We start from the raw sequence: 26,973 nt of genomic DNA on the forward strand, positions 1-26,973 counted from the left end.
ATCAACGTGACCGGTTCCGTTGCGATACGCCCGACTGCTGGTCTTGCCCTCGCGTGCCCCCCCCCCAACATGGTGGAGACTGAATCCTAGGCGTGAGCCCGGGGAGAAACAATCGTTCTGCCCGGGAGGATGGATGTTCAGGTGTTTCCGCGCCGGTTTCGCCTCGTTCTTTCGCCTCCGACCTTCCCGCTGCGCGGCCCGACCGGACGCTCCCCCATGCTTTGGGCTGCGGCCTTGGCTGGCGGTTCTCGTGGCGGGAGCATCGGCGGCGGGACTCCTGGCATGCTCCGACTCCGTTTGGGAGCCGCCCTCCGCCACTCGGGGGAATCAGCAGATCGTGGCGCCGGTCGTGTCTCAGACCGGGCTCAACGCCGACGTGGACAGTCTTCCGTCGTGGGACACGGTCGTCCAGGGGATCGGGGGACCGGGGTGCGAGTTCTTTTTCCGGCGCGCGACGGGAAGTTATGTCGCCCGTAAGTACGAGATGGAGTATAGCTCGGAGGCGAACAGTGGGGCCAAGGCGGCGTGGGCGCGGCTACACAGCATCTGGGTGACCGTGAAACGCCCCACGGCGGACGGGAGCGAGGAGGTGCTTCCCCAGCAGTTGGCGATCTGGGCGGTGTGCCTGCTCCCCGGGACGGAGCGGGAAGCTGGAGGTGAACGGGAGCGTGAAGGCGATTCTCAAGGAGCTGGGGCTCGAGATTCCCGACAAGATCTGGGCGTCGGCGCGGCCGCCGGGGGCCGGGCGTTGGGCCACGCTCGGGAGGCTGGCGCTGGGCTGGGCTGCGCCGCGATCTTTGCGCGCGGCGCAGGGGCGTACGCAGTTCGACCCGGACTGCTTCGACCCGGACCCCTCCACAGACTGCGAGCCGACCGAGATCGACGGACTCAAGGTTATCGGGACGGCGGCGTGCCCAGGGCTCGACCTGGACTTTGATGCAGTAGGGGGGCCATGCAGCCTCTCCAGGTTCGTCCTCGAGGGAATCGAGACGCAGTACGTCCTCATACAGAAGCCCGGGGGCGGTAAAGGGAGTCCGGGCGATGGTGACGACGACGGTGACGACGACGACACGGAGACCCCGGCCCCGCAGTTAGACCTGAGTTGTAGATCTGTACCACGCGGTGACAGGGGAGGTTGCAGCGTCACGACTCGGGACGTCACGGTGACCCTCAGCGCCCTTACGTACGCCTGGGAGACGGGAGTGAGAGTGGCGGGCCCTTCGGGTCCGGGGAGCAATTTCTCCTCGTGGTACGGGACCGCGACGAGTACTCGGAGCTTCACGGTCGCGATCTCGGGGCCGGACATCGAGGCGACCACGTTGAACGGGACCGTCACGGTTGAGCCCCGCACTACGTCGCTGGTGTCGCTGAGTTCCGTAGTTTCGTATACGGGTACCTGGACGGACGGCACATTCGGCCGTTACGACCTCCCCACCACCACCCCCGCGCTCACCGCCGGCGCCGTCCTCGCCGGGAGCGGTCCGTGGGACGGCGAGCACACCGCCGGCAGCCTGGCGGTTCCAGCCACGATCCTGATCCACCAGGACTTCCGCTCGGGCGCCGCTGGATACCCGGGCGCGAACCTGGTCCCCGCGGATCCGCATTGTAAGGCCACTTCCCTACCCGCCGTCGCGAACCTCGTCAAGGTGAACGGGGATTGCGGGTCCAAGCCAAGCCTGGATGCGTTCGAGAGTAGTTTGCTTACGCACGAGGGGGCCCACCAAGTTGCCATTGCCGCCTGTCTTAACGCCCAGGCGGCGAGGGGGACCCAGGCGTCGAGGGGGGCCCAGGCGTCGATGGAGACCCTCGTAATGGGCGACCCGGCGGAGTTGAGAAACGAGTTGGCGCGTGCGTGGCAGAGATATTATGCGGACCATGTCTTGGGCTCCACCGGCGGCGCGGTTGCGGGTTTCACCAGCCAGTTTGTGTGGGACTATTGGAACTTGAATGCTGGCCAGCGCGGCGCCGGCGGGACAGCCTGGGAGTTCCTCGTGATCGACATCGCCGGGCACGCCGCGGGTCCTTGCCGGTAGTCCAGAGTCCCCGCGCGGCATTTCGGCGCCGACGACACACGGACCCTAGTGGGAGGAGGAGGAAACATGACTCGGGGAGCGGTTTTGAGGGTGTTCGCGGCGGTCGCGTTGGCCGGGCTTCTCGCGCCGAAGGCGTTACCGGCGCAGGAGCGGGAGAGCGGGGAGCGGGAGTGGGCGCCGGGGCTGGTGCTGGACGAGGGGCGCGGCTGGCGCGTGCCGACCGCGGTCGAGGCGCTGCGGGCGCTACGCGGCGATTGGAGCCTGCTGGACGATCCGGACCCGGACAACTCGCCCGCCGTCGCGTTGCTCAGGGAGGAGCACGGTCCCCGCACGCAGGCGGAGCAGGAGGCGCTGGTGGACGCCCTCGTCGACCTTCTGCTGATCGACGCGGAGTTCTCGTCCGACGAGTTCCTGGTCCAATCGCAGGCCTACGCCACGCTGTCGACGGCGCAGCGTAACGCATCCTACCTAAGGGGCACGCCCTACCCGGAGGCGTTCGACGCGCTGGTGCGCGTGTACGAGACGCGCGCGGCCCGGGTGCTGGCCGGCGGCGGGGACGATCCGTTCCGCGAGGCTTATCGCACGGGCCCCTCGCTCGCCGCTTCCGGACTGCTGGGCGCCCTCATCACGGTTTACTCCGCAGACCCCGAGGGGCGGGGCCGGGACTACTTACGCGCCCTGTTCGAGGCGAGCGAGCCGCTTCCGGCCCCGGTGTGCCGCCGGGGCTCGGTCCCGTTGATCATGGGCCCGAATGGGGAGATCACGGCTAGCTCCAGGGAGCAGTACGAGGCGTGGCTCGCGCTGCCGGAGTGCCCGAAACCCTACAACCCATCGGTGTGGTGCGAGGCGGGACGGTTCCTCATGTACGAGCCCGGAGCGAGCCGCCCCCGCAGGCCCGACGACGTCGCCGATCCGCCCGATCCCGAGGTGTTCGAGGAGCTCTGTTTCCCCGCGATCATGTGAATCCGCCCGCACCGGAGCGTCGAACGCCTCCGGCACGTCGTATTGCCCGGGGGCGACGTGCGTGCAGTCGTACGTGACGCCCCGGCCTTGAACTCGCTCGCCGTGTCGACATGCCGCAACCGCGCGGCACGTCCTCCGCCGAAGGAGCCCGGAGGTGGCCGTCCAGGCTGCCCGCGCTAGCCGCTTAGTGTTGAGGTAGGGTGCCGTCGACCGGGGGGTTACAACTTGGCGAAACCGACTGCGATCACCCCTGATCCCAGGGGAAGCCGACCGTCGCCGGAGTGCAACAGGTACGCGGGGCCCATCCTGTCCCCCAGATCCCGCTGAAACGCTCTCAGCGACGTTGCCATGGCCGGGCGGGGCGTCGTGCTCTTCTTGACCTCGATCGGGATGAGTTTCGTCCCGGCCTCGACCAGGAAGTCGACTTCGACGCCGGCGGCGGTGTGCCAAAAAAAAATGCACCTGCGGACTCAACCCCCGGTTCGTGAGCGTCTTGATGATCTCGCCGAGGACGGCGGTTTCCATCAGACATCCCGCCATGGGGCCCGCCGCCGCGTGATCCGGATCCCTTAGGCCGGTCAGATGGCAGAGCGTGCCGGGATCCCCGAAGTAGATCTTCGGGGTCTTGACGAGCCGTTTGCCGATGTTGGCGAAATAGGGCCTGACGATGAAGATCCGGTGGGTCGCCTCCAGGACGGACAACCACGCCTTCGCGGTGTTCACGGCCACGCCCAGGTCTCGCGCGAGGGTGCTCAGGTTCAGGAGTTGCCCGCTCCGGGCGGCCAGGGCCCGGAGAAAGCTCTGGAACTGGGTGAGACCGCCGACCTGCCGGAGGCTTCGCACGTCACGCTCCAGATACGTCTGGGTGAAACCCGCGTGCCACAGCTGGATGTCCCTCTCGGGGTGGGTCACGAGTTCCGGATACCCGTCGCGCAGGAATTCCCGCCCAAGATCTGTCGGAGCGATGGTCCGCTGGATACCGGTGCCCTCTTCCGCTTCCCATGCGAGGGGGTGCCCCGACCCTTCCGAAGGCTTCCCGTCCCGACATCGGAAGCAGCCGGAGAATCGCGGCACGTCCGGTCAGCGATTCCGTGACCGTCTCGATGCAAGACAAGCCGGGACGTCGGCTCCACCCGTTGCGTGTTCGACTCCCGCCGGAGGATTATCGACGATGCCCGGTGCGGACCCCGACGTGGACCCGGCCTCCAGCGCACCCCGCAGCCGAGAGAGACGCCCCAGTGACGGCACATGTCGAGATTCCCGGACTCACGCTGACCCGGGAGGATTTCGAGCGCGCGCGGGAGCACGTCGCGCCGCACGTCTACCATACGCCCCTGCTCACCTCGCGCTCTCTGAGCGAGGCCTCCGGGTTCGACATCCGGCTCAAGGCCGAACTCTTCCAGCGGGGCGGGTCCTACAAGGTGCGCGGCCCTCTCAACGTGATGGCGCACATGAGCGAGGGGGAGCGGGCCCGCGGGATCATCTGTTCTTCCGCCGGCAACCACGCACAGGGCGTCGCGCTGGCCGCCCGTCTGTATGGAATCCCCGCCGTCGTGGTCATGGCCGAGAACGCGACTCCGGCCAAGGTCGCGGCCACCGAGGGGTACGGGGCCGAGGTCGTGCTGCACGGGTCGATCTGGGACGAAGCGAACGAGCGGGCGCTGGAACTCGTCGAGGAACGCGGGCTCACCTACGTGCACCCGTTCGACAACCCCCGGCTGATCGCGGGCCAGGGCACGCTGGGGCTCGAGATCCTCGAGGACTGGCCGGAGGTCGAAGTCGTCGTCATCCCGATCGGAGGTGGCGGCCTCATCTCCGGCAATTCGATGGCCCTCAAGAGCGTCAACCCCGAGATCCGCGTCTTCGGCGTGGAATCCTCGGGGGCGCCCGCCATGAAGCTGAGCGTGGAGCGCGGCGAACTCGTCACCCTCGACCGGGTGGACTGCGTGATCGACGGCCTGAAGGTGATGCGGGTCGGCGAAAACACGGCGTCCGTCGTGAGCCGTTTCGTGGAGCGCGTCGTGACCCTCCCCGACGAGGAGATCTTTGACGCCATGCTGTGGCTGATGGCGCGCGCCAAACTGGTGACCGAGGGCGCCGCGGCCGCGTCCGTGGCCGCCGTCCTGCACGGCCTCATCGACGTGCCCCCGGGGACCAGGGTCGCCTGCGTTCTCAGCGGCGGGAACCTCGACGTCGAACAGTTGCGGGGGCTGAGCTGGAACTGACCCGGCCCTCTCCCGGGCGTCCTCGTATGCCCCGCCTCATGCTCGAACGCGGGCTGTTGCTCGCCTTGCTCGCGACGCTGCGCCCGGCGGCGATCGTCGGTCAGGAGCCCGGCCAGGCGGGCCCGGCCCGGATCGCGGTGGAGTCGGCGCCTCGTCCGGCGGCCGCGGCCCTCCGCACGGACGATCCGCCCACCGTGGACGGCCATCTCGACGAGCCCGTCTGGCAGCAGGCTGTCCCTCTGACCGGATTCGTCCAGTCCCGTCCCGACACCGGAGCGCCCGCCACGGAGGAGACGGTCGTTCGCTTCGTGTACGACGACCGGGCGCTCTACATCGGCGCGATCTGCTACGACTCGGAGCCGGACCGCTTGTTCGTCTCCAGTCTCAAGCAGGATTTCAACAGCGGCTCCTCCGACGTCTTCGGCGTGACGCTCGACACGTACCTCGACCGCCGGAACGGGTTCATGTTCCTCGTCAACCCGGAGGGGGCGCTCAAGGACGTCCAGATCTTCGACGACAGCCGCTCCGAGAACCAGGCGTGGGAAGGCCCGATTCGGGTCGAGACCACCAGGAACGACGAGGGCTGGACCGTCGAGATCGAGATCCCGTTCTCCACGCTCCGCTTCAATCCGTCCGGGGAGGACCAGACCTGGGGGCTCCAGATCCTGCGCCGCATCCGGCGCAAGGCGGAGGACACCTTCTGGGCCCCGCTCGACCGGCGGGACCAGATCCACAAGATGTCGAAGGCGGGGACGCTCACCGGGTTCAGCGGCGTGACGCCGGGGCTCAACCTGCGGGTGAAGCCCTACGCGCTCGCGCAGGACCAGACGGGGACGCTGGTCGAGGAGGGGCGCGGCGGCACCCAGGGCGACGTCGGGTTCGACATCAAGTTCGGGGTCACGCCCGGGCTGACGCTCGACCTCACCTACAACACCGACTTCGCGCAGGTGGAGGTCGACCAGGAGCAGGTCAACCTGACCCGCTTCCCGCTCTTCTTCCCCGAGAAGCGCGACTTCTTCGTCGAGAACTCCGGGACGTTCTCGTTCGGCGACCAGTCGGAGCGCAGCTACCGGACGGGTGTCTCTCTCCGCGACTTCACGCTGTTCCACTCGCGGCGTATCGGCCTCACCGGGGGCGGCGAGCCGATTCCCATCCTCGGGGGCGCTCGCCTCACGGGGCGGACGGGCGGGTTCGAGGTCGGCCTCCTCAACCTCCAGATGCACTCGAGCCCCGGGCTCCCGGCCGAGAATTTCTCGGTACTGCGGGCTCGTCGAAGCCTGTTCGGGACATCGGACATCGGCGCGATCTTCGTGAACCGGCAGGCGACCGGCGCCGACATCGAGGGGTACCCGGACTTCAACCGGAGCTTCGGGTTCGACGCGAACCTGAGGCCGCTCCCGTCGCTGCTCCTCGCCCCGTTCGTGGCCTGGACGCGCTCGCCGAATACCGACGGCGACTCTTTCGCGGGACGGATGTGGGTGGGCTGGCGGGACGAGCTGTGGGATGTGTCGGCGCTGTGGCGGCATGTGGGGGACAACTTCAACCCGACCGTGGGCTTCGTGCGCCGGCGCGACATCCGGCAGAGTTACGCCACCGTGGGTCTCCATCCCCGGCCTCCGCTACCGGGCGTTCAGGAGGTCAATCCATACCTCGAGATCGACTATGTTCAGGATCTCGAATCCGTCCTCGTGACGCGGACGCGGACAGCGGGATTCGGGGTGTCATTCCTGAACGGCAGCGGGCTCACGCTGAACTACACGGACCGGTTCGAACTCCTGCGGGAACCGTTCCGCGTCACGACGGACGCGACGATTCCGATCGGCCGCTACGACTTCGGCGGGGGTTCCGCGCAGTACCGGTCGGCCCCGGGCCGGGCGCTATCGGGGTTTGTTCGGGTCGAACGGGGCGGGTTCTTCGCCGGAACGCGCACGTCGCTGTCGGCGGGACTGATGTGGCGGCCGAACTATCACCTCTCCGTGGACCTTTCGGCGAACCACAACAACATCTCGCTTCCGGACGGGGACTTCACGGCGGATGTCTTCGGGGGGCGGATCGACTACGGCTTCTCGACCAAGGTCTTCGCGAGCGCCTTCGTTCAGTACAATGCGGCGCAGGACCAGTTCGTGACGAACGTACGCTTCAACTACCTGTATTCTCCGCTCAGCGACATCTTCCTCGTCTACACCGAGCGGCGCGATCTGGCCGCGGGGATGACGGTCGAGCGCGTCCTTGCCGCGAAGGTGTCGAAATCGATCGGATTCTGAGCGACCGTCCCGGGATCGCCGAGCAGGGGCGCGCCGCCGGGAAAAAAGTTCCGGGGGTTTCCGTATTTAGACTAGTGTCATGTCACACATCAAACGTCGGATAGAGGCGCTTGAGCTTGACACGTGCGTCGTCCGTGGTGAATTGCCAGTTGACCTTGGCTTGGATTCGGTCTCTGGCCGCCTGCCAGGCGGCGACTTCGGCGCGTAGGGTGTCGATGGAGTCGATGCGGCGATTGAGGCACTGGCGGATCATGACGTTGAGTTCGACCTCGGCGACATTCAGCCAACTGCCGTGCTTGGGGGTATGGACGAACTCGAAGCGATCCCAAAGCGCCTTGGCCTCGGCGGGTTCGAAGGTTTCGTGGAGCGCGCCGGGGCGGTGCGTGTTGAGGTTGTCCATCACCAGCGTGATTCGGGTGGCGCCGGGGTACTGCGCGGCGATGTCGCGCAGGAAGCGGGCCCAGTCGGTTTTGGTCCTGCGCTCGGTCACCTTGGTCTGGCGCCGGCCGGCCAGTGGTTCGGTGGCCATGAACACGTTGCAGGTGCCGAGGCGCCGGTACTCGTAGTCTTCGCGGGCCGCCCGTCCCGGTGCCGGCGGGACGGGCGTGCGCGTCTCGCCGATCAGCTGGCGCGGCGTCTCGTCCATGCACACCACCGGTAAGTTCGCATCGTACGGACGCCGGTAGACGTCGAGCACCCGCTCCATCCCCGCTGCGAAGTCGGCATTGCGCCGCGGCGGGATCACCCAGCCGACGCGCCGCCACGGTTTGATGGCGTTTTTTTTAGCACCCGCCGCACCGTCTCGTGCGAGACGCTGTCGATATAGCCGAGTTCCACCGCGCGGTCCGCCAACAGGCGCAGCGACCACCGCGCGCGCCCCTCGGGCGGATCGCCGCAACTGAGCGCGACCAGCCGCGCCTCGAATTCGCCGTCCGCCTTGCGAAGGTACTTCGCGCGACGACCCCGCCGGCCCCCAAGCGCCGCTTCCAGACCGTCCTCCACAAACCGCTTCTTGACCCGGTCCACCCTGCGCGCGCTGATCCGCGACACCCCGGCGATCTCCCCGCCGGTCGTGCGCCGCTCGTTGAACTCGCCCTCGTCGCAATTGAGCAGAACCAGCGCGTTGATCACCTTCCGCGAACGATGTGAACCCTTGCGTGTCATCGCCGCCAACGCCTCGCGCTCCCCCGCTTCCAACTCCACCAAATACCGTTTCATGCCAGCCTCCTCGCCATTGTGGACCGGCAAGAAGTCTATCACGCTCCTTACGACATATCCCGTGTGACATGACACTAGTATCAGTCTGGTCTGATTTCTCGCAGGTCGATTCAAGGGGAGCAGCACGTCATGCCGCACATCGGCGCCTTTGAAGCCAAGACGCACTTGCCCCGCCTCCTGCGTCGCGTGCAGACGGGGGAACGCTTCGTCATCACCAGGCACGGTCGCCCCGTCGCCGAGTTGATCCCCTTCCGGACGACCGACCCCGACAAGGCTCGGGCGGCAATCGACGACCTGAAGGCGTTCCAGGAGACCCACAGTCTCGGCGGCTTTCGGTTCGCGACATGATCGAGGAGGTGTCGGCGGCATTGACGTTCGTGCTCGACTGCTCCGTCACGATGGCGTGGGTTTTCCCGGATGAGGCCACCGAGGATACTGGGCGGCTCCGGGATGCCCTCACGGGCGGGCGAGCGTTCGTTCCGGCGTTGTGGCCGATCGAGGTTGCGAACGTGCTGCTTGTCGCTACGCGCCGAGGACGGATCGACGAGACCGATTTGTCCCGGATCCGGCGAAGCCTCGAGGCCCTGCCGATCACGATCGATCCCGTTTCCACCTCCCGCATCCGTGGAACGGTCCTCGACGTCGCCTACGCGCACGGGCTATCCGTCTACGATGCCACGTACCTGGAGCTGGCGATCCGGATGCGACTACCTCTTGCCACGCTGGACCGCGCGCTCGCCGACGCGGGACGGGCGGCTGGACTCGAGGTGCCGACGGTCACATAGCACGGGAGCGGAACGGGCGCGGGCGCGTGCTCGTCGCGAAGGTGTCGAAGTCGATCGGATTCCGAGCCAGAGGGGGCGACGGCGCGTTCCCGCGGGAACGCGTCCAGGAGACCCGCTACTCGTGGCGCTCCAGCCAGGCGCGGAGGCGCTCGGCCTCGCCGTGGGCGGACGGATCGAGTTCCGCCTGGTAGCGCCGGCTGCGAACGACGAACAGGTCCATCTCGTCCGGCGGCGTGTCCCGTTCGAGGATCGCCTGCACCTTGTTCGAGAAGAAGCTACCCCAGTCCGGTCGGCGGCCATCGAGGTCGGTGAAGCCGTACTCCTTCGCCAGCTCCCAGCTCGAGAACAGGCCGCCGCTCCTGGCAGCCACGTTGGGGTCGGCGGCAAGGGCGGCGATTGCGCGGCCGACGAAGCACGGCGTCTCGGACTCGGCGAAGTACTCGTCCTCTTCGATCGCCTCGCGCCAGTTGGCCTCGGTGACCCCGAGCGTGTCGAGCACCGCCTCGGACCGCAGGAATCCGGGCGTAATCGCCAATGCCGTCACGCGGTGGGCGTGCAGGTCCGCGGCCATGGCGTAGGCGAGCCGAATGTTTCTTCGCGAGATCGTAGAAGAGATTGCCGCGGTAGCCAAGCGTGTCGCCGTCGGTGACCTCGACGATGAGCCCGGAGTTGCGCTCGACCATCAGCGGGGCGCCATGCCGGCTGGTGATGATGTGACTGTGGACGGCGCGTTCCAGCATCTGCTGGCCCCTGGCGGTGGAGAGTTCCCAGAAGGGCGTTCCCCACTCGGTCAGCGCGTCGCCGCCCCAGATGTCGTTCACGAGGACGTCGAGCCGGCCCGCTTCGGCTCGGACGCGGGCGAAGAGTCGCTCGACCTCCGACTCGACGGTGTGGTCGGTGCGGACGGCGATGCCGGTGCCTCCCTCCGCGGCGCCCATCTCCGCCGTCTCCTCCAGCGTCTCTGGCCGCCCGGGCGTGGCGGGACGGCCCCGCACGCTGCGGCCGGTACAGTAGACGGTTGCGCCCGCGGCGCCGAGCATGCGGGCGATGCCGCGCCCGGCGCCGCGCGTCGCACCGGCGACGACGGCCACCTGGTCTCGAAGCGGACGGTCGGGCAAGCTGCCTCCCTCGATGAGCGGCCGACGACGTTCCCGCGGGTACGCCTCAGAGATGGAGGCGGAGGAGGGGGATCGCAAAGAGTTGGCGCAGTTGTCCTCGACGTCGCGCACGCGCTATCCGTCTACGATCTACGATGCCATGTATCTGGAACTGGCGATCCGCATGCAGCTGCCGCTCGCCACCCTGGACCGGACGCTTGCTGACGCCGGGCGGGCGGCGGAACTCAAGGTGCCGACGGCCACGTCCCAGAGAGGATTGGGCAGCGCCTGGCACGGGCAACGGGTACCACACCTGCGGGCGGGCGGCCGACGTGTACGAGTACAGCATCAGAGTGACTGAGGACCGGTATCCTACTCTGGAGGAGTTCGCAATATTGCAGGAGCTTGCCCGGATGGAAAGCGCACGGACGCTGGGAGGCTACAGCGACTGGCACCTGCATGTCGTGTGGTAATCCGGGAGCAGTGTATTAGTGTATTGGAGAAACGGAGAGCTGGAAATGCACCGGAGACTGACAGGAACGTGCGTAGCGGCGATCGCCTGGATGGCTCCCGGGGCGCTGGGGGCACAGGAGCGTCCATTGCCCGCGTTCGACCAGAGCCAAGCAGTGCGGATGCTCCGGGGCGGTGATCCGGCAGCGGTTTTCTCGGTCGCGCACCGGTCCGCGACCGATATGACATTCGGGGGACCGGGGGCAAGCCAGGAACTGCGGGCTGCTCTGGTCAACGCTCTGGAACAGGCGGCGGTGAAGGAGGTGGAACGGGTTCGGCGTGGCAACTTCGCGACGGAGGCAGAGGGGGAGGTACGGTTAACGCTCGTAGACGCTGTGGGACGACTGGGAGACCCGTCCACCATTCCACTCCTGGCCGATGTACTGGCCGACTTCAGCCGGGATTATCTGGCTGACTTCGGTGAACCGGCTCTGGACGATGTGCTGAGGGTGGTTCAGAATCCCGAGAGCCCGGTCGGGGCGATCACGGAAGGGCTCACCGCGCTGCGCTTCATGGTGCAGGATGGATCACTGGGGCCGGCGTCGCTAGACAGGGTGCGCAGCGCGACGAGAGAGCACTTGGAGCGACCCAGCAGTTTTGCAGTGCTCGGTGACGCCGCCCAACTGGGCTTCGTGCTGGGCGATCCCGAGTTCGTTGCGCTCGTCGAATCGTTCGCGGAGGATCCGGAGGCGCTTATCGTTCGGGGCACCACCAGCCCGAAGAGCATCGAGTTCGTTCAAGAGCGCTATGCGCGTGCCCTGTTGGCTGGCCTCCCGCCCAAGCCCTCACGAAAGTCGCGACGTTGATCCGCACGGAGCTGCCCCGCCCAGCTCTACGAGCGGGCCGACGCAGCGCGGCTGACTACGGGTCGCGTACGTCCGCGTGACAGCGCTGGGGCAACTGGCCGGGCACTAGCAATCACAACCACTTGGCTTGGAGGTAGGAGGTTTCCACGAGACACGTTCTCAATCCAATCATCCTCGCTTGTCTTGCAGCGCTTGCTACGGCATCGGCCCCGTCCTTGGCCGGGCAGGCCGAACCGGCTGGGTCCCAAGCCGAAATCGCCCGGGACCTCCGGAGCCATGACCGCGACACGGTTGCCCGCGCGCTGGGCGAGGTGCCGCTGGGCTACGATCCGGAGGACCTGTTGGGGTGGAGGTTCCCCCCGGACTACTTGGTGACGCCCGACCTTTCGGCGGCGCTCATCAGCGCGCTGGACCGGGAGGCGAAGCTGCACATGGACGGCTGCACGGTGACGGGATTCGAGGGCACCAGAAACCTGGAGCTCTCGCTGGACCTTATGCACTACGTGATCGCGCTTCGGGATCCCCCTAGCATCCCGGCCCTGGTGCAGGTGATCTGCTCCGGCGGCGCGGTTCGGCAGGGGTTGATGGAGTTCGGCCCCACCATCATTCCGCATGTGGTGGAGTGGGCGCGGTCCCCCGATGCCGCCTGGGACGATATCAACGGTTCGATGACTGCCCTGGGCGAAGCCGAGGAGCGGTGGGGAGAGACCATGCCCGCCGAAGCGCGAGCGAACATCAAGGATGTCGCGGTGCTGCATCTCGGCCCTCCGCAGCAGCGCTTTGTGGAGCCGAGGCACGGAAGCTACGTGCTCCAGAGAGCAATCGCCCTGGCCTCGGTGATGCGCGATCCCGACCTGCTGACGGTCCTCGATGGCATTGCCGAGGAAGGCCATGAGGTATTTGACGACCTGGACCCGGAAGTTGCGGCCGGCCTGAGAGAAATGGCCCGACGGGGACTTGCCGCACCCGTGTCACCCGTGTGGGGAACACGGCGCCGGTGACGGCACAACACTCAAACGGCGCAGCCCGGCTCGGCCGAATCCGTCTTGAGCCCGTCAGGGCGGCCAGGAGCGCCCGATCCCGAACGGGCCAGAGGGTTCAAGGGGCGCCCTCATTGGCCGTCGGCTTAAGCCCGGATTAGGGGTTGGGGTCTTCGACGGACCGGACCGGCGGCCTCGGCCAGGAGCCGTACCTTGGCCCGGATTGTCTCTGCCCCGCGAGCGACGAAGCGGCGCATCCGCAGAATCCGGGCGGCCCTTTGCGGTGGAGAGTTCCCAGAAGGACTTCCCCCCCTCGGCACGGACGCGGGCGAAGAGGTGCTCGACCTCCGACTCAACCGTGTGATCGGCGCGCACGGCGATGCCGCGGCCGGCGCCGCGCGTCGCACCGGCCACGATGGCCACCCTGCCTCGAAGCGGACCGTCCGGCTCGCTGCCTCCCTCGATCAGGGGTCGACGACGTTCCCGCGGGAACGCCTCAGAAGCGGACCGCCAGGAGCGGGACGTTCCACGCGGTGTGCCGCCGCCCGCTCCGCTCCGGGTCGCGGACGGTCGTGGCGAACGGCATCGGCAAGCCGACCGCGAGTTTGTTCCCCGACCGGGTGAGGAGGGCTCCCGCCAACAGACCGGACGCGGCGGGCGCGGCACCCGATCCTTCTCCCGGCGCGCCCTCGCGGTCCCGGGTCAGCAGCGCCCCGAGGCCCAGACCCACGAGACTCGCCGCGAGCGGAATCGCGAAGTCGCCGCTGCTGCTGCTGCTCGGCTCGGCGATGAGGACGATGCCGATCCCGCCGAAGCCGCCGATCAGGCCTCCGAGGCTGATCATGTGCGCGCGGCGGGAGGAAAGGTCGAGTTTGCTCCCGGCCAGCGCTCCGGCGAGGAGGCCCGCGTTGCCGACGAGCAGTGTGCTCGTCCACACCGCCGTGTCGTCCAGGTCCAACACTCCGGCTCCCGCCAGGCCGAACCACGTGCCCCACAGGCTCCCGAGGTAGGTCGACGCGGCCGTGCCCTCCGTGACCTCGCCCCGCGAAAGCAGGGTGCCGGTGAGGATGCCGGCCAGCCCGCCGGCCAGAGCCGTAGCCACGACCGCGTTCTCGTCGGGACCGCAGTAGTCGCAGCCTCGGCGGGCACGCAGGTCCAGCGCGTGGGCCCAGCCCAGCCCCTGCCAGACCCCCCATGTGCCGGCCCACGTGATCGTGCGCGCCTGCCCCACCGAAAGGGAACGCGAGCGGGAGAAGGCGCGGCCCGCGAGGTAACCCGCCGGTCCGCCCAGCAGGAGCCCCACGCCGTACGGCTCGGAGCCGTGCGCATCCGCCAAGCTTGGCACAGCGACGCCCAGCCAGAGTCCGTACAGCGTGGACCAGACCCGGAACTCGGTGTCGCCACGCCGGTCCTGCGGCGTGGTGGCCGGCGCCAGCCCGGCCAGCCGGGCCCGGGCCCTCTCCGCACCAGGAGTGTCCGGGTACCGCCGGACGACCTCCTCGTACAGGGCCCGCGCGACCTCGAGTTCGCCGCGCGCCTCGAAGTCGCCCGCGGTCGCGACGAGCACCGCAGCAGAATCCGCCGCCGTGACCTGGGCCACCGCGGACGTGGGAACGGCGAGCGCTCCCACAGTCATGCATCCGGCCGCCAACCACGTGATCTTGCCACGAAGACCACCGCCACCACCGACACGGAGGGGCATTAGAGCGGCTTCTCAGGACGCGGGGTGTAGCCTGCAAACCCCCAACATGCGAACAGGAAAGCCGCGATGGCGGTCGCGATCATGGCCACGGTAACCACGGCGACAAGAACTGCGCCGGCGAAGGGCTGACCGAAGAACGAGCGGAGGGCTTGGACGGGATCATCGGGGCCCAAGGTACGAATCGCCCAAAGCAGGATAAAGCAAAGACCCACGAAGATAACCAGCGGCCACCCCAACAGGGTCGACAGGTCGAATGCCGCAGCCGCGGCCGTCAGGCTCCACGCCACGACCATCAAGAGCAGCCAGAAGCCCAATGCCATCGTGAATGCCGGGATTCCCTCCATGAACGCGAGTTCGGCGGGGAGCGGGAGCAGGGCGAGCGCGGCTCCGGTGGCCACCGACCCGGGAAGGAGGCTCAGCGCGGCGGCCCCGAATCTGGCCACGACGAGTTCCGGCACCGTCGCGGGCAGCGACAGCAGGAACCCCAGTGTGTGCTCGAGCTTGTCGCGGCTGACCGTCATCGGGATCAGTAGAGCCGTTCCCATCGTCCCGCCCATGGTGACGGCTAGGATGTTCTCCGCTACGTCTTCCGAGAACACGGCGAAGACGACGATCAGCCCCGCGCCCAGCACGTACATGCGTCCCAGCAGGCGCCCGCCCCGCTGACCTTCCAGAAGAACCAGAGCTCTAACGTGTTGCGGGTTCATCTGCTTCAAGGAGCGCGTAGAGCGCAGTTGGCAGCGATCCCCCGTCCGTTCGTACTTCATCAACTGCACGGTCGGTCCTGAGACGTCCGTCATGCAATACCAGGACCCGCTCGGCCAGCCACTCCACGTCCTCCAAGATGTGAGTCGAGAACAGGACGAGCCTTCTCGGGTCAGCGTCGAGAGTCTCGACGACGGCTTCGATGAGATGCCTACGCATGACCGGATCCAGACCGGCCGTCGGTTCGTCGAGCAGCAGGACCGGAGGCCGGAAGGCTTCCGCCGACACGAACGCGACCTTGGCCCGGGTTCCGTTCGAAAGTTGCCCCAGAAGACCCGCTTCGGGGATCTCGAATCGGCTGGTCAGACTGGCCTCGTACTCGCGGTCCCACCCGTCAAAGAATTGCGCCAGGAAGTCGAAGTGCTGACGGACCGTCATCCAGTTGTAGCCGAGCAGGCTTTCCGGCATGACCCCCACGTAGTTCCTGAGGCCGGGCAGGAGCGCCCGGGCCTCCAGGCCACTGAACAGAACCTCGCCCTCGTATTCGGGAAGCCGCCCGGCGAGCGCCCGAAGGAGAGTGGTCTTCCCGGCTCCGTTCGGGCCCACCAACGGACCCGTTCGCCCGCCGCGAGGCGGAGATCGAGCGGCTCAAGCTCAAACAGCGGATACTTCACCGAGAACGAGCGCAGCTCGATGGTGAAGTCTCCCCGAATCATGCTCTCGAGATGAGCGGTCGCTAGCGGATGCCGACGATGCCGCGGATCGAGTCGATCAGCTTGGGGGCGTCCCAGCCGACGCCGCCCTTGAACACGATGCGCGTCTCGCGGATGTGGCCGTCCGTCTCCGGATCGCCTTCCAGCACGACGAGGTCCGCGACCTTGCCGACCTCGATCGTCCCCGTCTCGTCGTCGATCCCCAGCACCCTGGCGCCGTTCGCGCTCATGATCTGCACGACCTCGGCCGGCGTGAAGCCGGCTTCGAGCAGCAGTTCGTAGTTCTTCTGGTCGCCGTATCCCGGGGGCGCGGCGCCGTACCCGGTCGGGTCGACGCCGGCGGTCAGCGTCCCCCCGGCCTGGACGAAGGCGTATTCGTACTCGAGCGCCTTCCGGTAGATATCGGGATGGATCCCGATCCCCGAATCCAGCGTCGCGTTCCGACGCAGTTCGGCGATCTCCCGGACTTCCGCGGCGATTTCCGGGGCGAGGATGTCGTAGATGCGCTCGTCGATCGGCCCCCGGCCGGGGACGGAGATCTCGTATACGGCGAGCGTCGAGGTCATGGCGACATCGTTCTCGATCATGGCCCGGAACGTCGCCTGCACGTCCTCGGAGTTCACGTCGAGTTCGGCGTAGCCGTTCCGGAACCCCGATGGGCAGTCGTCCGGCTCCTTGCCCGGAAAGTACTCGCTGTTCGCGAGCAGGCCATGCTCGAGGTTGTCGATGCCGAGCGCCACCGCCTCCCGGTACCCGACCGAGCACAGGTGCGCCGTCACCTTCACCCCGTGCCGGTGCGCCTCGTCGATCGCCGCGCCCAGTTCCTCGCGGCTGATCCAGGTGTACGCCTTGAACCAGGGCACCCCCTCCTCGGCCCAGTAGCGCACGAGACGGCGCGCCTGTTCCGCCCCCTCGAGCTGGGCCATCGACTGGGCACCCTCCTGTCCCGTCAGGTAGGGACCCGTCGTGAACATGTTGGGGCCGATGGCCCGCCCCTCGTCGATCGCGCGCTTGAGGTTGATCTCCTCGTACGGAGCGCGCGCGCCGGTCGTCCGGATCGTCGTCACGCCGGAGGCGAGGTACAGCCGCGAGCCCGAGAAGGAGAGTTGAGCCGCCCGTCCGTTGCCGCCCGTGTAGTAGCTGTGGTTGTGCAACCCGATCAGACCCGGGATCACGGTGTGACCCTCCAGGTCGAGGACCCGCGCGTTCCGGATGCGGCCCGCGACCTCGTCGGCGGGCCCGAGATCCACGATGCGGCCGTCCCGGATGACGATGGTCTGGCCTTCGCGGGCGGGGCCGCCGGTCCCGTCGATCACCTTCACGTTCGTGAGCGCGACGGTCGGCGACCGCACCGCGATGAAGTCCTCCATCGCCTCCTGGGACTGCGCGTCGGCGACGGACAGCCCCCCCGCAACGAACGCGACGAGGACGGCGGAGAAGAGTCGGCGGGTCATCATGAGAAATCCCTTTCTACGGCTTCCTGCGGTGATCGCGGCTCCTGGCGGCCATGGGCGATCGGCCTTCAGGGAGGCGTTTCCGCGACCTTCATCACCATCTTCATCCCGGATTCGAGGTGTTCCGCGATGTGGCAGTGGATCATCCAGCGACCGGGGTTTGACAGCTCCAGCAGGATGTCCGTCGTCGATGCGGCCGGCAACAGCACGGTGTCCTTCCAGACCAGGTTCGGGTTCGGCACCCCGTCCCGCGACAGGACGAGGAAACGCTGCCCGTGAATGTGGAGCGGGTGCTGCATGGCGTGGAAGGCGCCCCGGTCGTTGACGACGCGGATCTTCACCACGTCGCCGACCGCGAAGTTCCACTCGATCTCCTCGTTCTCGCGCCCGGTGCCCGCTTCGCGCAGGATCCAGCGGACCTCGCGGCCGGTGGTGGCCCAGTTCATGCGGGGCATGGTCCCGGTCCACTCGACGGGATTGAAGTAGACCCAGTCGTAGGCCATGGATCGTTCGATGGAGAGGGGGAGATCCTCGGTCTCGAGCGTCATGACCAATTCGTGGTCGGGCTCGTCGCCGAAGCGCGGCCGGTAGCGGTCGATGTCCGCGATCACATCCGCGTTCTCGCGCAGTTCGGCGAACGCCGGCCCGTGGTCGTGGGCCACGGGAGCGGGCGCGACCGTCACCGAGCCGAGCGTCCGGAGTTCGGCGCGGAAGACGCCCTGCCGGTGATTGATCCCCTGCACATGGTTGACGAGCGCGTGGCGCCCGGGGCGGTCGAAACGGACGTCGATCACGTAGCGCTCCGCGGGAGCGAGGACGACGCTCCGGGCCCACTCCTCGCGCTCGAAGCGGCCTACATCGGAGGCGACGACCTTGAGCGGGAGCCGGTTTGGATCCTCGATGTCGGGATCCGCGACGCGCTGGTCGGGATCGGGGAGGCCGCCGCGTTCGATGTCGACGAAGGAGAGGTTGAAGGTGCGCGTGTTCGAGGCGTTCGTGAGATGGAAGCGCACGACTTCTCCGCGGTCCACGTCGAGTTCGTAGCCGGGCTCGCCGTTGACGAGCGTCCGGTTCCCGAACCGGCCCATGAGCATGTAGTTCGCCGATTCCTCCCCGAAGTCCACGAGTCCGTCTTCGTCGAGGAGGATGTCGTCGATCATGAGCACCTCCTCGCGGTTCGCGGGTCCGTAGTAACCGGGGCTCGTGGGGTCGACGAGGAGGTTTCCGTACAGCCCGAGTTCCTGCTGGACATCCTCGCGGTGGTGCGGGTGATACCAGTAGATGCCCGCGTCCCGGAAGAAGATCCGGTACTGGAACGATTCGCCGGGGGCGACGGGATCCTGGGTGAGGCCGGGGACGCCGTCGAACTCGTTGTCGAGCCGGATCCCGTGCCAGTGCACGGCGGTGGGGTACGGCGTCCGGTTCATGAAGTTGACGAAGATGGTGGATTTCTCGGGGACGCGGATGAGGGGGCCGGGGTGCTGGCCGTTGAAGGCGAGCATGGCGAGGCGGCGGCCCTCGATTTCGCGTCGCACGATGGTCGCCTCGAGGTCGAGCGTGCCGCCGTCGGGCAGATCGACGAGCTGGCGCGCCGTAGCTTCCGGGAGCCTCTCCCACGCCGGCAGATCGGCCGCGCGTCCGAGGCTCGCGGGGCGCGTGCGCGGCTCGAGGTCCATGACGCCGGGCAGCATCTGGATGCCGGGGTACGCGGGCGGCGCATCCCAGCGCATCGGGGGCCGGTCGGCCGCGCGTCGCGTCGCCGACGGCGCCAGGGCCAGGAGATCGTGCGCTTCCATGAGCGCGGACGGCGACCGCCCCCGGAGCACGAGCGGCCCCTCGCGCGTCTCGACATCGGCCGACGCCTCGGCGCTGACCATCACGAGGAACTTGTTGAACGCGACGCGCCCCAGCCGGTGCTCGCCGTTCCCGACCGGCCCCAGCGGCACCACGGGAGCCAGTTCGAGCGGCGTCGCCCACGCCATGTAGACCGCGTACGGCCCGAGGCTGGAGGGCGGCGGGAGGCCCTCGATGTGCGCGGTCAACTCGCGGATATGGTGCCCGGACGGCGTCACGGTCACGCCGAACGGCGACGGAACGCGTCCGAGTTCAACGAAGCCCTGCGCGTCCCCCGCCCTGGCGGTCGAGAAGAGGCTGATGCAGTAGAGGTCGGTCGCGGCGCGGCCCCTTGGCGTCCCCGCCTCCAGCGCCGCAGCCGCGGCGGAGGCGCGAGTCGCCACAGCCCGCGCTTCGCAGGCGCCGCTGGAGCCCGGCAACTGGCCCGCCGCACCGGATGCCGTCGCGAGCCAGGCGACGGCTCCGGCCCCCAGCGCCGGGAGTCGGATCAGTCTTCGTCCGGGACGAACCGGAGCGCGACGCCGTTGTTGCAGAACCGCTTGCCCGTGGGTTCCGGCCCGTCGTTGAAGACGTGGCCGTGGTGGCCGCCGCAGCCGGCGCAGTGGTACTCCGTGCGCGGCAGGATGAGCTTGAAGTCCCGCTTCGTCTCCAGCGTGCCGGGGATGCTCTCGAAGAAGCTGGGCCACCCCGTGCCGCTGTCGAACTTCATGTCCGTCGTAAACAGCGCCTCGCCACAGGCCGCGCAGACGAAGGTGCCGCGCCGCTTCTCGTCGTTCAGCGGACTTGTGCCCACGCGCTCGGTCGCCTCCTCGAACAGCACCTTGTAGGCCTGCTCGGGCAGCTCCCGACGCCATTCCTTCTTCGGTTTCATCTTCGGCTTCATCTTCGACTTCGACGTCATCTTCCGGGGTTCTCCAGGATGAAGATCATGTCGTCCGTCTCATCGACGCCGGTCAGATCGAGGTCGCCGTCCAGATCGCGGTCGTGGATGACGACGCAAGAGCCGTTGGTGCTTGCGGGATACGATCGCGGGTTCACGAGGGTTCCATCCCCGGCGTTCTCGTGGACGGTGAAGCTGTTGCCCTCGAAGTCGCTCGTCACGACGTCGAGGTCGCCGTCGCCATCGATGTCACCCACGTCGACCGCCAGCGGCGAGTCTCCGGTCTCGTACTCGACGGGTTCGGCGAAGCCGCCCCGGCCGTCCCCGATCAGCACGCCGATGTTGTTGCCCTCGCGGTTCGCCGACATCACGTCGACGTTCCCGTCGCCGTTCACGTCGCCGGACACGATCATCCACGGCTTCCCGCCGGCACGGACGCGCGAGCCGAGCTCGAGGTTGCCGCGCCCGTCGCCCATGAAGACGAGGACCTCGTCGGTGAAGTAGGCCCCGACGAGCAGGTCGGGCAGTCCGTCGTTGTTGACGTCCGCCGTCGAGCACGTCTTCTCGCCCTGGCCCGGGGAGGCGATCTCGGAGACGCGCCGCAGGTCACCCGTCCCGTCCGCGTTGTTGAGCAGGACCGCCACGTTGCCGCGCGATTCCTCGGGACCGACGGACATGTTCACCGCGGCCACGTCCGGCCAGCCGTCCTGGTCGAAGTCGCCGATGCACACGCCGCGCACGTTCTGCCCCGAATTGATGTTGCTCCCCAGCTCGAACCAGCCGTTGCCGTCGGCGAGGAAGACCGACACGAGGTCGTTCCCCGCGTTCCCGACGGCGAAGTCGGTGAGGCCATCGCCGTTGAAGTCCGCTCCCTCGTTGGGGCTCGGCCAACTGCCGCCCGGGATGTCGAGGACGCGGAACTCGTTGTAGTCCCCCCTTGCCGTCGTTGAACATCACCCGGACATCCGCCGAGACCTCGTTGGGGATCGCGATGTCGGGGTAGCCGTCTCCGTTGAAGTCGCCAGCGTACGCCCCGTAAGGCTGGACGTGCTTCTCCCCGTCGTCGAGCACGACGCGCGAGCCGCGGTCGACCATGTCAGCGAGCCGGCCCGGGGCCGGATCCAGAAACTCCACGCGAAGCCCGTCTCCATCGCGCCGCCCGTCACCAGCTGCTCTCCCGTCACCAGCTGCTCTCCCGCGCGCAGCGAAGCCGTGACGGTCTCCCCCGCGTGGAAGGGCGCGCCGGGATCGAACCGGAGGCGGCGGCCATCGTCGGACAGCTCCACCGAACCTGTCATCACGCCGCTCCAGCGGCCGAACACGGAGAGCGCGGCGGGGTCGAAGCGCTCGGGATCCAACGCCTCCGTCAGCACCAGTTCGACCGGCGAATCGGGGTTGGCCTCAAGCGAGTGCGGGGCCGGCGTGACGAGCGAGACGGGCGCCGCGGCGGCTGGAACGGCCGCGGCGGTCGGGGGCACCTCGGTCGCGCCGGCCTCGCCCCGATCCGAGCCGCCGAAAGCCAGCACGGCGATCACGGCGACGAGGATGGCGCCAAGTACTCCGGAGACGGTCTTCATCCTACAACCTCCAGCCAGGACTCCACCGAAAGAGCGGACAACGATCCCTCAAAGCTACCTGCGGTCCCGGCCGGTGACGAGCGGGAGGCCCTCCCTCCGGCCCCAGTCGTTCCAGGACGCATCGTAGAACTTCGTGTCATATCCCAGATACCTCGAAACCATGTAGGTGTAGCTCGCCCGCATGCCGATGAGGCAGTAGTTGACGACGACGCCGTCCATCGTCGCCCCGGCTTCCTCGAAGCGCGCCTCCACCTCGGCCAGATCCACGAGCGTGGCGATCTCCTCACTCGTGTCACGCGTGAGGTCTTCCCAGTAGAGGTTGTAGGCCCCGGGGATGTGGCCGCCACGAAGGAAATCCCGCCCCGGCCGCTCTCCCGTGTACTCGTCGTCGGGCCGCGCGTCGATGAGCGTCACGCCGGGGTCGTCGAGGCGCTCCGCAATCCACTCCGCCGTGACGAGCATGTCCTCGCGGACATTGGCCTCGAAGTCTCCGCGGGTCGGTGTGGCGGGCTCGGCCGAGACCTCGCCGCCGGCCGCCTTCCACGCCGCGCTTCCGCCGTCGAGCACCGACGTACGGTCTCCGTGCCCCAGGTAGTCGAGGGTCATGAACACGCGCGCCGAGACGTGGCCCGGGTCGCCCACGACCACGACGTGGCTGTCGTTGGAGACGCCGGCCGCCCGGAACGCCTCGACGAGATCCTCGACCGGGGCGAGTTCCGTGATGAGGTCGTTCCGCTCCACCGCGATGTCGTGGTACTCGAGGGCGTGCGCCCCCGTCACGTAGTCCGGGACGCCGCCCATCCGCGCCATCCCGACGTGAACCACATGGACGCCCGGGTCGTCCCGGTGCTCGGCGAGCCACTCGGCGCTCACGAGGATACCGGGATTCTCCTGGGCCGCGACCGTCTCCGGTCCGGTCCCGAGGGCGACGGCCGCGGCGAGGACAGCCGCGACATGGGCGGGCATCATCGTCCGCAGACCGGGCATGTTCATGGCAGCTCCATCATGGCGGTTCCCGCATCCCGACTACGTTGGTGGTCCACGGCTTCCGCGTTGAGCATATTCCGCCCTGCGACCGGGCAGCAACGGCGCGGGTTTCCGGCCGGTGTGGCCCACCCGCGCACGCGCCTTCGACTCGAGGACCCTTGAACGCAGCCCTATGATCAGCGGAACGAACGGCGACGTCCGGCCCGCCTTCCTCTTCACGGGACTTGGATCACAGTACGAAGGTATGGGCGAGGGGTTGTTCCGCGACCACCCCCTGTTCCGCGAGACGATCGAGCGCTGCGACGACATCCTCGGGTCGGACCTGACGCCCGGCATCCTGGAAGTCCTCTACGGGTCGCCCGGGAACCGGCCGCTCGTCCACCAGATCGAATACTCCTGTCCCATCGCGTTCGCCGTGCAATTAGCCCTGGCGCGCCTCTGGATGTCCTGGGGGATCGCGCCGGCCCACGTCATCGGCCACAGCGTGGGCGAATACGCCGCCGCGACGATTGCGGGGGCCCTGAGGATGGAAGACGGACTCCGCCTCGTCAGCAGGGTGGGGCGACTGCTGAAGGCGCTGCCGTGGGACGGAAGAATGCTCGCCGTCAAGGCCGACGAGACGCAGGTCGCCGGTGTGATCGCGCAGCGGTATCCCGGCGTCTCCGTCGCGGCGGTCAACTCACCTGGTGCCGTCGTCGTGTCCGGCGGCGCCGCTGCCATCGGACACTTGAAGACCGAACTTGACGAGGCCGGCGTGCGTGCCGTGCCGGTGAAGATGTCCCAGGCGTGCCACGCACCGCAGATCGGTCCCATGCTCGCCGGCTATCACGAGATGGCCCGATCCGTGCGTTTCAATCCGCCCGACATTTCTTACATTTCCTGCCTCACCGGCGCGCCGGCGCGAGACGAAATCTCCCGTCCCGGGTACTGGGTCAGCCATCTCTCCGAGCCCGTTCAGTTCATGGCCGCGATGCGTTCCCTTCTCGGCCGGGATCCGACGCACTTCATCGAGATCGGACCCGCGCCCACGCTGTTGCGTCTGGGGCAGCAGTGTGCGGCAAACGGGCAGATCCGGAGGGCGGGGTGGATCGCTTCCCTCACGCCCGACACCGACGACTGCGAGACCATCGAAGCCGGTCGTGCCAGCCTCTCGGCGCCCACCGCCCCCCCGACGGCGGAGACGCCGCACGTCGCGCCGACGCCGCTCGCCAGGCTCATACGAAGCCGCATAGCAGGAATGATCGGCCTGCCCGCCGACCGCATCCGGCCGGGGCGACCCCTGGTGGAGTGCGGGATGGACTCTCTCGCTACGGTCGACTTCGTCGCGACGGTAGAACGCCACACCGGGGTCAGGCTGCCGCTCCATCTGTTGAACGAGACGGTGACCATCGATGACGTGACGGCCTACGTGAGCGCGAGACTCGCCCCGAACCGCCGCCGCGCGCTGCTGGGCGCGGCAGGTGCGGCAGGTGCGGCCTCGCCCGAAGCGCCCCTTGGTGCGACGGGCCCCGCAGACGAAATCCTCGTCCCCCTCCGGGAGGCGGGCGTTGCAGCGCCTCTCTATTTCGTCCCGGCCGGGGATGGTGATCTGCTCGCGTTTCGGAACGTCGTCTCCCGTCTCGACCGTGACCACCCGGTGTTTGGCTTGCGGCCACCCTCCGCCCAGGCGGTTGGGCGACTCGGTGACCTCCCGATGGAGTGGCTGGTAGCCAGGTATGCGAACGCCATCCGCACCGCTCAGGCGGCGGGTCCATACCATGTCTTCGGCTATTCCGTGGGCGGAATCTACGCCGTCGAAGTCGCGCGAAAGCTCCTGCGGGACGGGCACGCCGTCGACCTGCTTGTGGTTCTGGACCCTCCCGTGCATATACCCGGATGGGTCGCCTGGTTCTACGCCGGCCTGTATCGATCCTGCAATCTGTTGCAGTTGCACACGTTGGCGCGACGCGCGAACATCCGCTGGTTGAGGCGGCGCCTGCACGGGATCGCGGACGAGGGCCTGCGCACCCACGCCACGCTGGCCCGGAAGCACGATATTCTGCCGTACCCCGGGCATATCGTTCATTTCCGGTCTCGCCGATCGTGGATACGGGCCCTTAATCTCACCGTGATCGGTAAGTCCTGGCGCTCGATCGCCAGCGCCGGCCGCGAAGTTCACTGGATCGAGGGCACGCACTACGAGTTGTTCAGAGGCGATCGTTCGGAGGCGTTCATCGACACCTTGAACCACTGCTTGAGGCGACATCTGCGCCGCTGCGCGATCACGTCATGAGGCGCGGGATCGTCCCATGCTGACCTTCGCCGAAGAGATCCTGCTGCTCCGCTCGACGACGAGGAGGGCGTATTCCTGCCGGTGGGCAAGACGACGCTGGATTACGCGCTCGTCGGCGCCGTCCTGATGGATCTCGCGTTCGCCGACCGCATAGACACCGACCTCACGAACACCAGAGGTACGAGTTCGTCGGCATCCCGGGTGAGGGCGTACCGACCGCCGATCAGCGCGCCCATGCTGGCGGCTCCGATGATGTCGAGCGGGAGACCGGCCTCGACGATCGCCCGTATCACTCCCGCGTGTGCAAACCCGCGCGCGCCGCCTCCGCTCAGGACGAGTCCGATTTCGCGGTGGCGGACATATCGCACGAGACGCTCGATATCACGCCGATCATGCACACGTATCTGAAAGTGTCGATCGACCCTGCGCCGGCTGAGCCATCGCTTCGTATCCCGCGGTCTGTCGGTGCCGGGCGGGTGCTGGAGGACCAGGGCCTGGCGTGGCTTTACGCGTCTCCCGCGTTCTCTTCCGATGATCGCCAGCTCCACATCCCCCAACCTCGGTGACGCGGTCGCCGAACCGACGAAGATGATCTCTTCCGCTTGTCGAATGCATCGGCTGGTCCAGTTGGTCACCTCGGGATCCGCCAGATAGATGACGTATCGGAAGCGCACCTCCCGCTGATCGAGCCACACTCGGAGGCGGAGGTCTTCCGGGCTTCCTTCCACCGCCTGCGAGATCTCCTTGGCACCCAGAGCCCGGTCAACTTCGGTGCTGGTGAGGACGACGCTGCTCGCTTCCCGGCCCATGGCTTCGGCAAAACGCCGGACGAATTCGTCCAGAGACGCGTCGTACCCGGCGGCAACGAGAAGGACATTGGTGCTGGGCTCTTCGGCGGGACCACCCCGGATGACCCCACCCAGCCGCTTCGACAGCAGTCGTACCAGCCACTCATTCAATCTCGGGTATCGAGTGGCCAACTCGCGGAAGTCTTCGTGGCGAAACTGGAGCAGTACCGAATCCCGCAGCGCCACGACCTCCGTCGGCGGGACATCGTCGGAGAAAAGGCCCAGCTGGCCCACCGTCCCGCCCTGCGATATGTCCTCGACGACCTTCTCGGCCCCGCTGTCATTGATGGACAGCACTCGAAGACGACCGCTGACTACCGCGTAGAGCTTGTCCGATGATTCGGATCGCCGGATCAAGATCCCTTCGCGCGCCAGGTGCTGCCAGGTTACGCGCCTTTCTATGTCGGCCAGCATCCGGGGCGTCAGTTCGCCGAACATGTCGTTCAGCACGAGCAGCATCTGTCGACGGTAGAAGCGGGGGGTGAAGATGTTCTTCAGCTTCGGCGTTAGTTCGGGATGTGTGATGAGATATTGGTCGAAACCCTCTTTCGAGAGCTTGACCAGGCGGGCCCCGCCGGCGGCCCTCACCGCCAGCCGACGCGTCGCTCCCGCCAGCGTCTGGGTCTCGCCGATGACATCTCCGACGGTGATGCGGGCCACGACGCGGCCGTCCTCATTCGAGTCGTCGCCCGGGTCGTCGGTGGCCATGAGTACGTCGAGACGGCCTTCGGCGACGAAGTACAGGGCGTTGCCATGAGCGCCACCGAGCGAGAGGACGTCACTCTCTTCCAGGACAACCCATTCCAGGAGCGGGCGCAGGTCGTCCAGGCTCGAACGTACGGCGGAGCGCAAGAGAGGGCTGTCCGCGATGACGCGAACCGGGTCCACGCCGCCCAACGGGTCAAGTCCCGGGTGATCTGGCGCCATGGGGGTCGTCTCGGGTTGCTGGCGGATCGCTTGCCGAAGTGGGTCGGCCGCCTGCCGGGGCAGAGGAAGATGGCGCCGGGCGAACGGGGCGGCAATCCGGATCGGAGCGGACGCCACGGTTGACAGCGATTCCTGAAACGGATCGGATGTTCACAGCGACCCCTCGCCCCGGC

20 protein-coding genes and 6 pseudogenes are annotated in these 26,973 nt (G+C 67.7%); 11 read left to right on the top strand and 15 right to left on the bottom strand.

The window, feature by feature from the left end; translation table 11 throughout:
* Positions 1-668: 668 nt before the first annotated feature.
* Both ACPXY0_RS15290 and ACPXY0_RS15295 read left to right on the top strand, forming a co-directional pair.
* Complete coding sequence (locus ACPXY0_RS15290) at positions 669-2,033, top strand: hypothetical protein (RefSeq protein ID WP_423926011.1); 1,365 nt, start codon at positions 669-671, stop codon at positions 2,031-2,033.
* Positions 2,034-2,099: 66 nt separating this feature from the next.
* On the top strand, positions 2,100-2,996 hold the full coding sequence (locus ACPXY0_RS15295) for a hypothetical protein (protein WP_423926013.1): 897 nt from the start codon (positions 2,100-2,102) through the stop codon (positions 2,994-2,996).
* 218 nt (positions 2,997-3,214) lie between these two features.
* Here ACPXY0_RS15295 and ACPXY0_RS15300 read toward each other — a convergent pair whose 3' ends face one another.
* Complete coding sequence (locus ACPXY0_RS15300; RefSeq protein ID WP_423930711.1) at positions 3,215-3,454, bottom strand: DUF4143 domain-containing protein; 240 nt, start codon at positions 3,452-3,454, stop codon at positions 3,215-3,217.
* 46 nt (positions 3,455-3,500) lie between these two features.
* Positions 3,501-4,070: pseudogene (locus ACPXY0_RS15305) on the bottom strand (ATP-binding protein); the annotation flags it as partial.
* Positions 4,071-4,234: 164 nt separating this feature from the next.
* Between ACPXY0_RS15305 and ACPXY0_RS15310 the strand changes: the two are divergent.
* Together ACPXY0_RS15310 and ACPXY0_RS15315 are read left to right on the top strand one after the other, a co-directional pair.
* Positions 4,235-5,221, top strand: a complete 987-nt coding sequence (locus tag ACPXY0_RS15310; RefSeq protein WP_423926015.1) for a threonine ammonia-lyase — start codon at positions 4,235-4,237, stop codon at positions 5,219-5,221.
* Positions 5,222-5,247: 26 nt separating this feature from the next.
* Positions 5,248-7,485, top strand: a complete 2,238-nt coding sequence (locus ACPXY0_RS15315) for a DUF5916 domain-containing protein (protein WP_423926017.1) — start codon at positions 5,248-5,250, stop codon at positions 7,483-7,485.
* An 82-nt stretch (positions 7,486-7,567) separates the two neighbouring features.
* Here ACPXY0_RS15315 and ACPXY0_RS15320 read toward each other — a convergent pair.
* Positions 7,568-8,703, bottom strand: a protein-coding gene (locus tag ACPXY0_RS15320) for an IS630 family transposase (protein ID WP_423926019.1) whose coding sequence is annotated in 2 segments (ribosomal slippage) — positions 7,568-8,271 and positions 8,271-8,703 — 1,137 coding nt in all. Because the reading frame shifts where the segments join, the coding sequence is not laid out codon by codon here.
* 129 nt (positions 8,704-8,832) lie between these two features.
* On the opposite strand from ACPXY0_RS15320, the gene ACPXY0_RS15325 reads away from it, so the two are divergent.
* Positions 8,833-9,051, top strand: coding sequence for a type II toxin-antitoxin system Phd/YefM family antitoxin (locus ACPXY0_RS15325; protein WP_423926021.1), 219 nt, complete (start codon positions 8,833-8,835; stop codon positions 9,049-9,051).
* Positions 9,048-9,488: a type II toxin-antitoxin system VapC family toxin gene (locus ACPXY0_RS15330; protein WP_423926023.1), complete on the top strand. Its 441-nt coding sequence runs from the start codon at positions 9,048-9,050 to the stop codon at positions 9,486-9,488. The genes ACPXY0_RS15325 and ACPXY0_RS15330 overlap by 4 nt, the downstream gene beginning before the upstream one ends.
* Positions 9,489-9,603: 115 nt before the next feature.
* On the opposite strand, the pseudogene ACPXY0_RS15335 reads toward ACPXY0_RS15330, so the two are convergent.
* Positions 9,604-10,606: pseudogene (locus ACPXY0_RS15335) on the bottom strand (SDR family oxidoreductase).
* A 13-nt stretch (positions 10,607-10,619) separates the two neighbouring features.
* On the opposite strand from ACPXY0_RS15335, the gene ACPXY0_RS15340 reads away from it, so the two are divergent.
* The 3 genes from ACPXY0_RS15340 to ACPXY0_RS15350 all read left to right on the top strand — a co-directional run bounded on the left by ACPXY0_RS15340 (position 10,620) and on the right by ACPXY0_RS15350 (position 12,902).
* A complete protein-coding gene (locus ACPXY0_RS15340; protein WP_423926025.1) occupies positions 10,620-10,946 on the top strand; it encodes a type II toxin-antitoxin system VapC family toxin in 327 nt (108 codons plus the stop codon).
* Between the two features lie 238 nt (positions 10,947-11,184).
* Entirely contained in the window at positions 11,185-11,901 is a 717-nt protein-coding gene (locus tag ACPXY0_RS15345; RefSeq protein WP_423926027.1) for a hypothetical protein, read from the top strand.
* 215 nt (positions 11,902-12,116) lie between these two features.
* Positions 12,117-12,902, top strand: coding sequence for a hypothetical protein (locus tag ACPXY0_RS15350; RefSeq protein ID WP_423926029.1), 786 nt, complete (start codon positions 12,117-12,119; stop codon positions 12,900-12,902).
* A gap of 249 nt (positions 12,903-13,151) precedes the next feature.
* On the opposite strand, the pseudogene ACPXY0_RS15355 reads toward ACPXY0_RS15350, so the two are convergent.
* From ACPXY0_RS15355 to ACPXY0_RS15400, 10 genes and pseudogenes are all read right to left on the bottom strand, one after another.
* A pseudogene (locus ACPXY0_RS15355) lies at positions 13,152-13,346 on the bottom strand (hypothetical protein); the annotation flags it as partial.
* 31 nt (positions 13,347-13,377) lie between these two features.
* Positions 13,378-14,517: a tetratricopeptide repeat protein gene (locus ACPXY0_RS15360; protein WP_423926031.1), complete on the bottom strand. Its 1,140-nt coding sequence runs from the start codon at positions 14,515-14,517 to the stop codon at positions 13,378-13,380.
* A 65-nt stretch (positions 14,518-14,582) separates the two neighbouring features.
* The gene (locus ACPXY0_RS15365; protein ID WP_423926033.1) at positions 14,583-15,299 is read right to left on the bottom strand and encodes a hypothetical protein; all 717 of its coding nucleotides are present in this window, start codon (positions 15,297-15,299) and stop codon (positions 14,583-14,585) included.
* A complete protein-coding gene (locus ACPXY0_RS15370; protein ID WP_423930713.1) occupies positions 15,271-15,894 on the bottom strand; it encodes an ATP-binding cassette domain-containing protein in 624 nt (207 codons plus the stop codon). The genes ACPXY0_RS15365 and ACPXY0_RS15370 overlap by 29 nt, the downstream gene beginning before the upstream one ends.
* Before the next feature lie 130 nt (positions 15,895-16,024).
* A complete protein-coding gene (locus ACPXY0_RS15375; RefSeq protein WP_423926035.1) occupies positions 16,025-17,455 on the bottom strand; it encodes an amidohydrolase family protein in 1,431 nt (476 codons plus the stop codon).
* Between the two features lie 68 nt (positions 17,456-17,523).
* Positions 17,524-19,692 (bottom strand): multicopper oxidase domain-containing protein, encoded by a 2,169-nt coding sequence (locus ACPXY0_RS15380; RefSeq protein WP_423926037.1) that lies wholly within the window; start codon positions 19,690-19,692, stop codon positions 17,524-17,526.
* 104 nt (positions 19,693-19,796) lie between these two features.
* Positions 19,797-20,210 carry a peptide-methionine (R)-S-oxide reductase MsrB gene (gene msrB / locus ACPXY0_RS15385; protein ID WP_423926039.1) on the bottom strand — a complete coding sequence of 138 codons (414 nt, stop codon included), beginning with the start codon at positions 20,208-20,210 and terminating at the stop codon, positions 19,797-19,799.
* Positions 20,207-21,094 (bottom strand): FG-GAP repeat domain-containing protein, encoded by an 888-nt coding sequence (locus ACPXY0_RS15390; protein WP_423930715.1) that lies wholly within the window; start codon positions 21,092-21,094, stop codon positions 20,207-20,209. The genes msrB and ACPXY0_RS15390 overlap by 4 nt, the downstream gene beginning before the upstream one ends.
* Before the next feature lie 97 nt (positions 21,095-21,191).
* Positions 21,192-21,284 (bottom strand): annotated as a pseudogene (locus ACPXY0_RS15395) (hypothetical protein); the annotation flags it as partial.
* A 536-nt stretch (positions 21,285-21,820) separates the two neighbouring features.
* Positions 21,821-22,759, bottom strand: coding sequence for a sulfurtransferase (locus ACPXY0_RS15400; RefSeq protein WP_423926041.1), 939 nt, complete (start codon positions 22,757-22,759; stop codon positions 21,821-21,823).
* A 166-nt stretch (positions 22,760-22,925) separates the two neighbouring features.
* Here ACPXY0_RS15400 and ACPXY0_RS15405 point away from each other — a divergent pair, with 166 nt between their 5' ends.
* Both ACPXY0_RS15405 and ACPXY0_RS15410 read left to right on the top strand, forming a co-directional pair.
* Positions 22,926-25,025 (top strand): acyltransferase domain-containing protein, encoded by a 2,100-nt coding sequence (locus ACPXY0_RS15405; protein ID WP_423926043.1) that lies wholly within the window; start codon positions 22,926-22,928, stop codon positions 25,023-25,025.
* A gap of 81 nt (positions 25,026-25,106) precedes the next feature.
* Positions 25,107-25,217: pseudogene (locus ACPXY0_RS15410) on the top strand (hypothetical protein); the annotation flags it as partial.
* On the opposite strand, the pseudogene ACPXY0_RS15415 reads toward ACPXY0_RS15410, so the two are convergent.
* Positions 25,217-26,800 (bottom strand): annotated as a pseudogene (locus tag ACPXY0_RS15415) (cyclic nucleotide-binding domain-containing protein); the annotation flags it as partial. The pseudogenes ACPXY0_RS15410 and ACPXY0_RS15415 sit on opposite strands and share 1 nt — an antisense overlap.
* Between the last annotated feature and the right edge of the window lie 173 nt (positions 26,801-26,973).

The organism is Candidatus Palauibacter sp., from assembly GCF_965237495.1.
Lineage (GTDB): Bacteria > Gemmatimonadota > Gemmatimonadetes > Palauibacterales > Palauibacteraceae > Palauibacter.

Excerpts from the sequence above, each read along its gene's own strand:
- ACPXY0_RS15295 (WP_423926013.1), top strand. The coding sequence starts at position 2,100 with ATGACTCGGGGAGCGGTTTTGAGGGTGTTCGCGGCGGTCGCGTTGGCC.
- ACPXY0_RS15315 (WP_423926017.1), top strand. The coding sequence starts at position 5,248 with ATGCCCCGCCTCATGCTCGAACGCGGGCTGTTGCTCGCCTTGCTCGCG.
- ACPXY0_RS15325 (WP_423926021.1), top strand. The coding sequence starts at position 8,833 with ATGCCGCACATCGGCGCCTTTGAAGCCAAGACGCACTTGCCCCGCCTC.
- ACPXY0_RS15330 (WP_423926023.1), top strand. The coding sequence starts at position 9,048 with ATGATCGAGGAGGTGTCGGCGGCATTGACGTTCGTGCTCGACTGCTCC.
- ACPXY0_RS15340 (WP_423926025.1), top strand. The coding sequence starts at position 10,620 with ATGAGCGGCCGACGACGTTCCCGCGGGTACGCCTCAGAGATGGAGGCG.
- ACPXY0_RS15360 (WP_423926031.1), bottom strand. The coding sequence starts at position 14,517 with ATGACTGTGGGAGCGCTCGCCGTTCCCACGTCCGCGGTGGCCCAGGTC.
- ACPXY0_RS15375 (WP_423926035.1), bottom strand. The coding sequence starts at position 17,455 with ATGACCCGCCGACTCTTCTCCGCCGTCCTCGTCGCGTTCGTTGCGGGG.
- msrB (WP_423926039.1), bottom strand. The coding sequence starts at position 20,210 with ATGACGTCGAAGTCGAAGATGAAGCCGAAGATGAAACCGAAGAAGGAA.
- ACPXY0_RS15400 (WP_423926041.1), bottom strand. The coding sequence starts at position 22,759 with ATGAACATGCCCGGTCTGCGGACGATGATGCCCGCCCATGTCGCGGCT.
- ACPXY0_RS15405 (WP_423926043.1), top strand. The coding sequence starts at position 22,926 with ATGATCAGCGGAACGAACGGCGACGTCCGGCCCGCCTTCCTCTTCACG.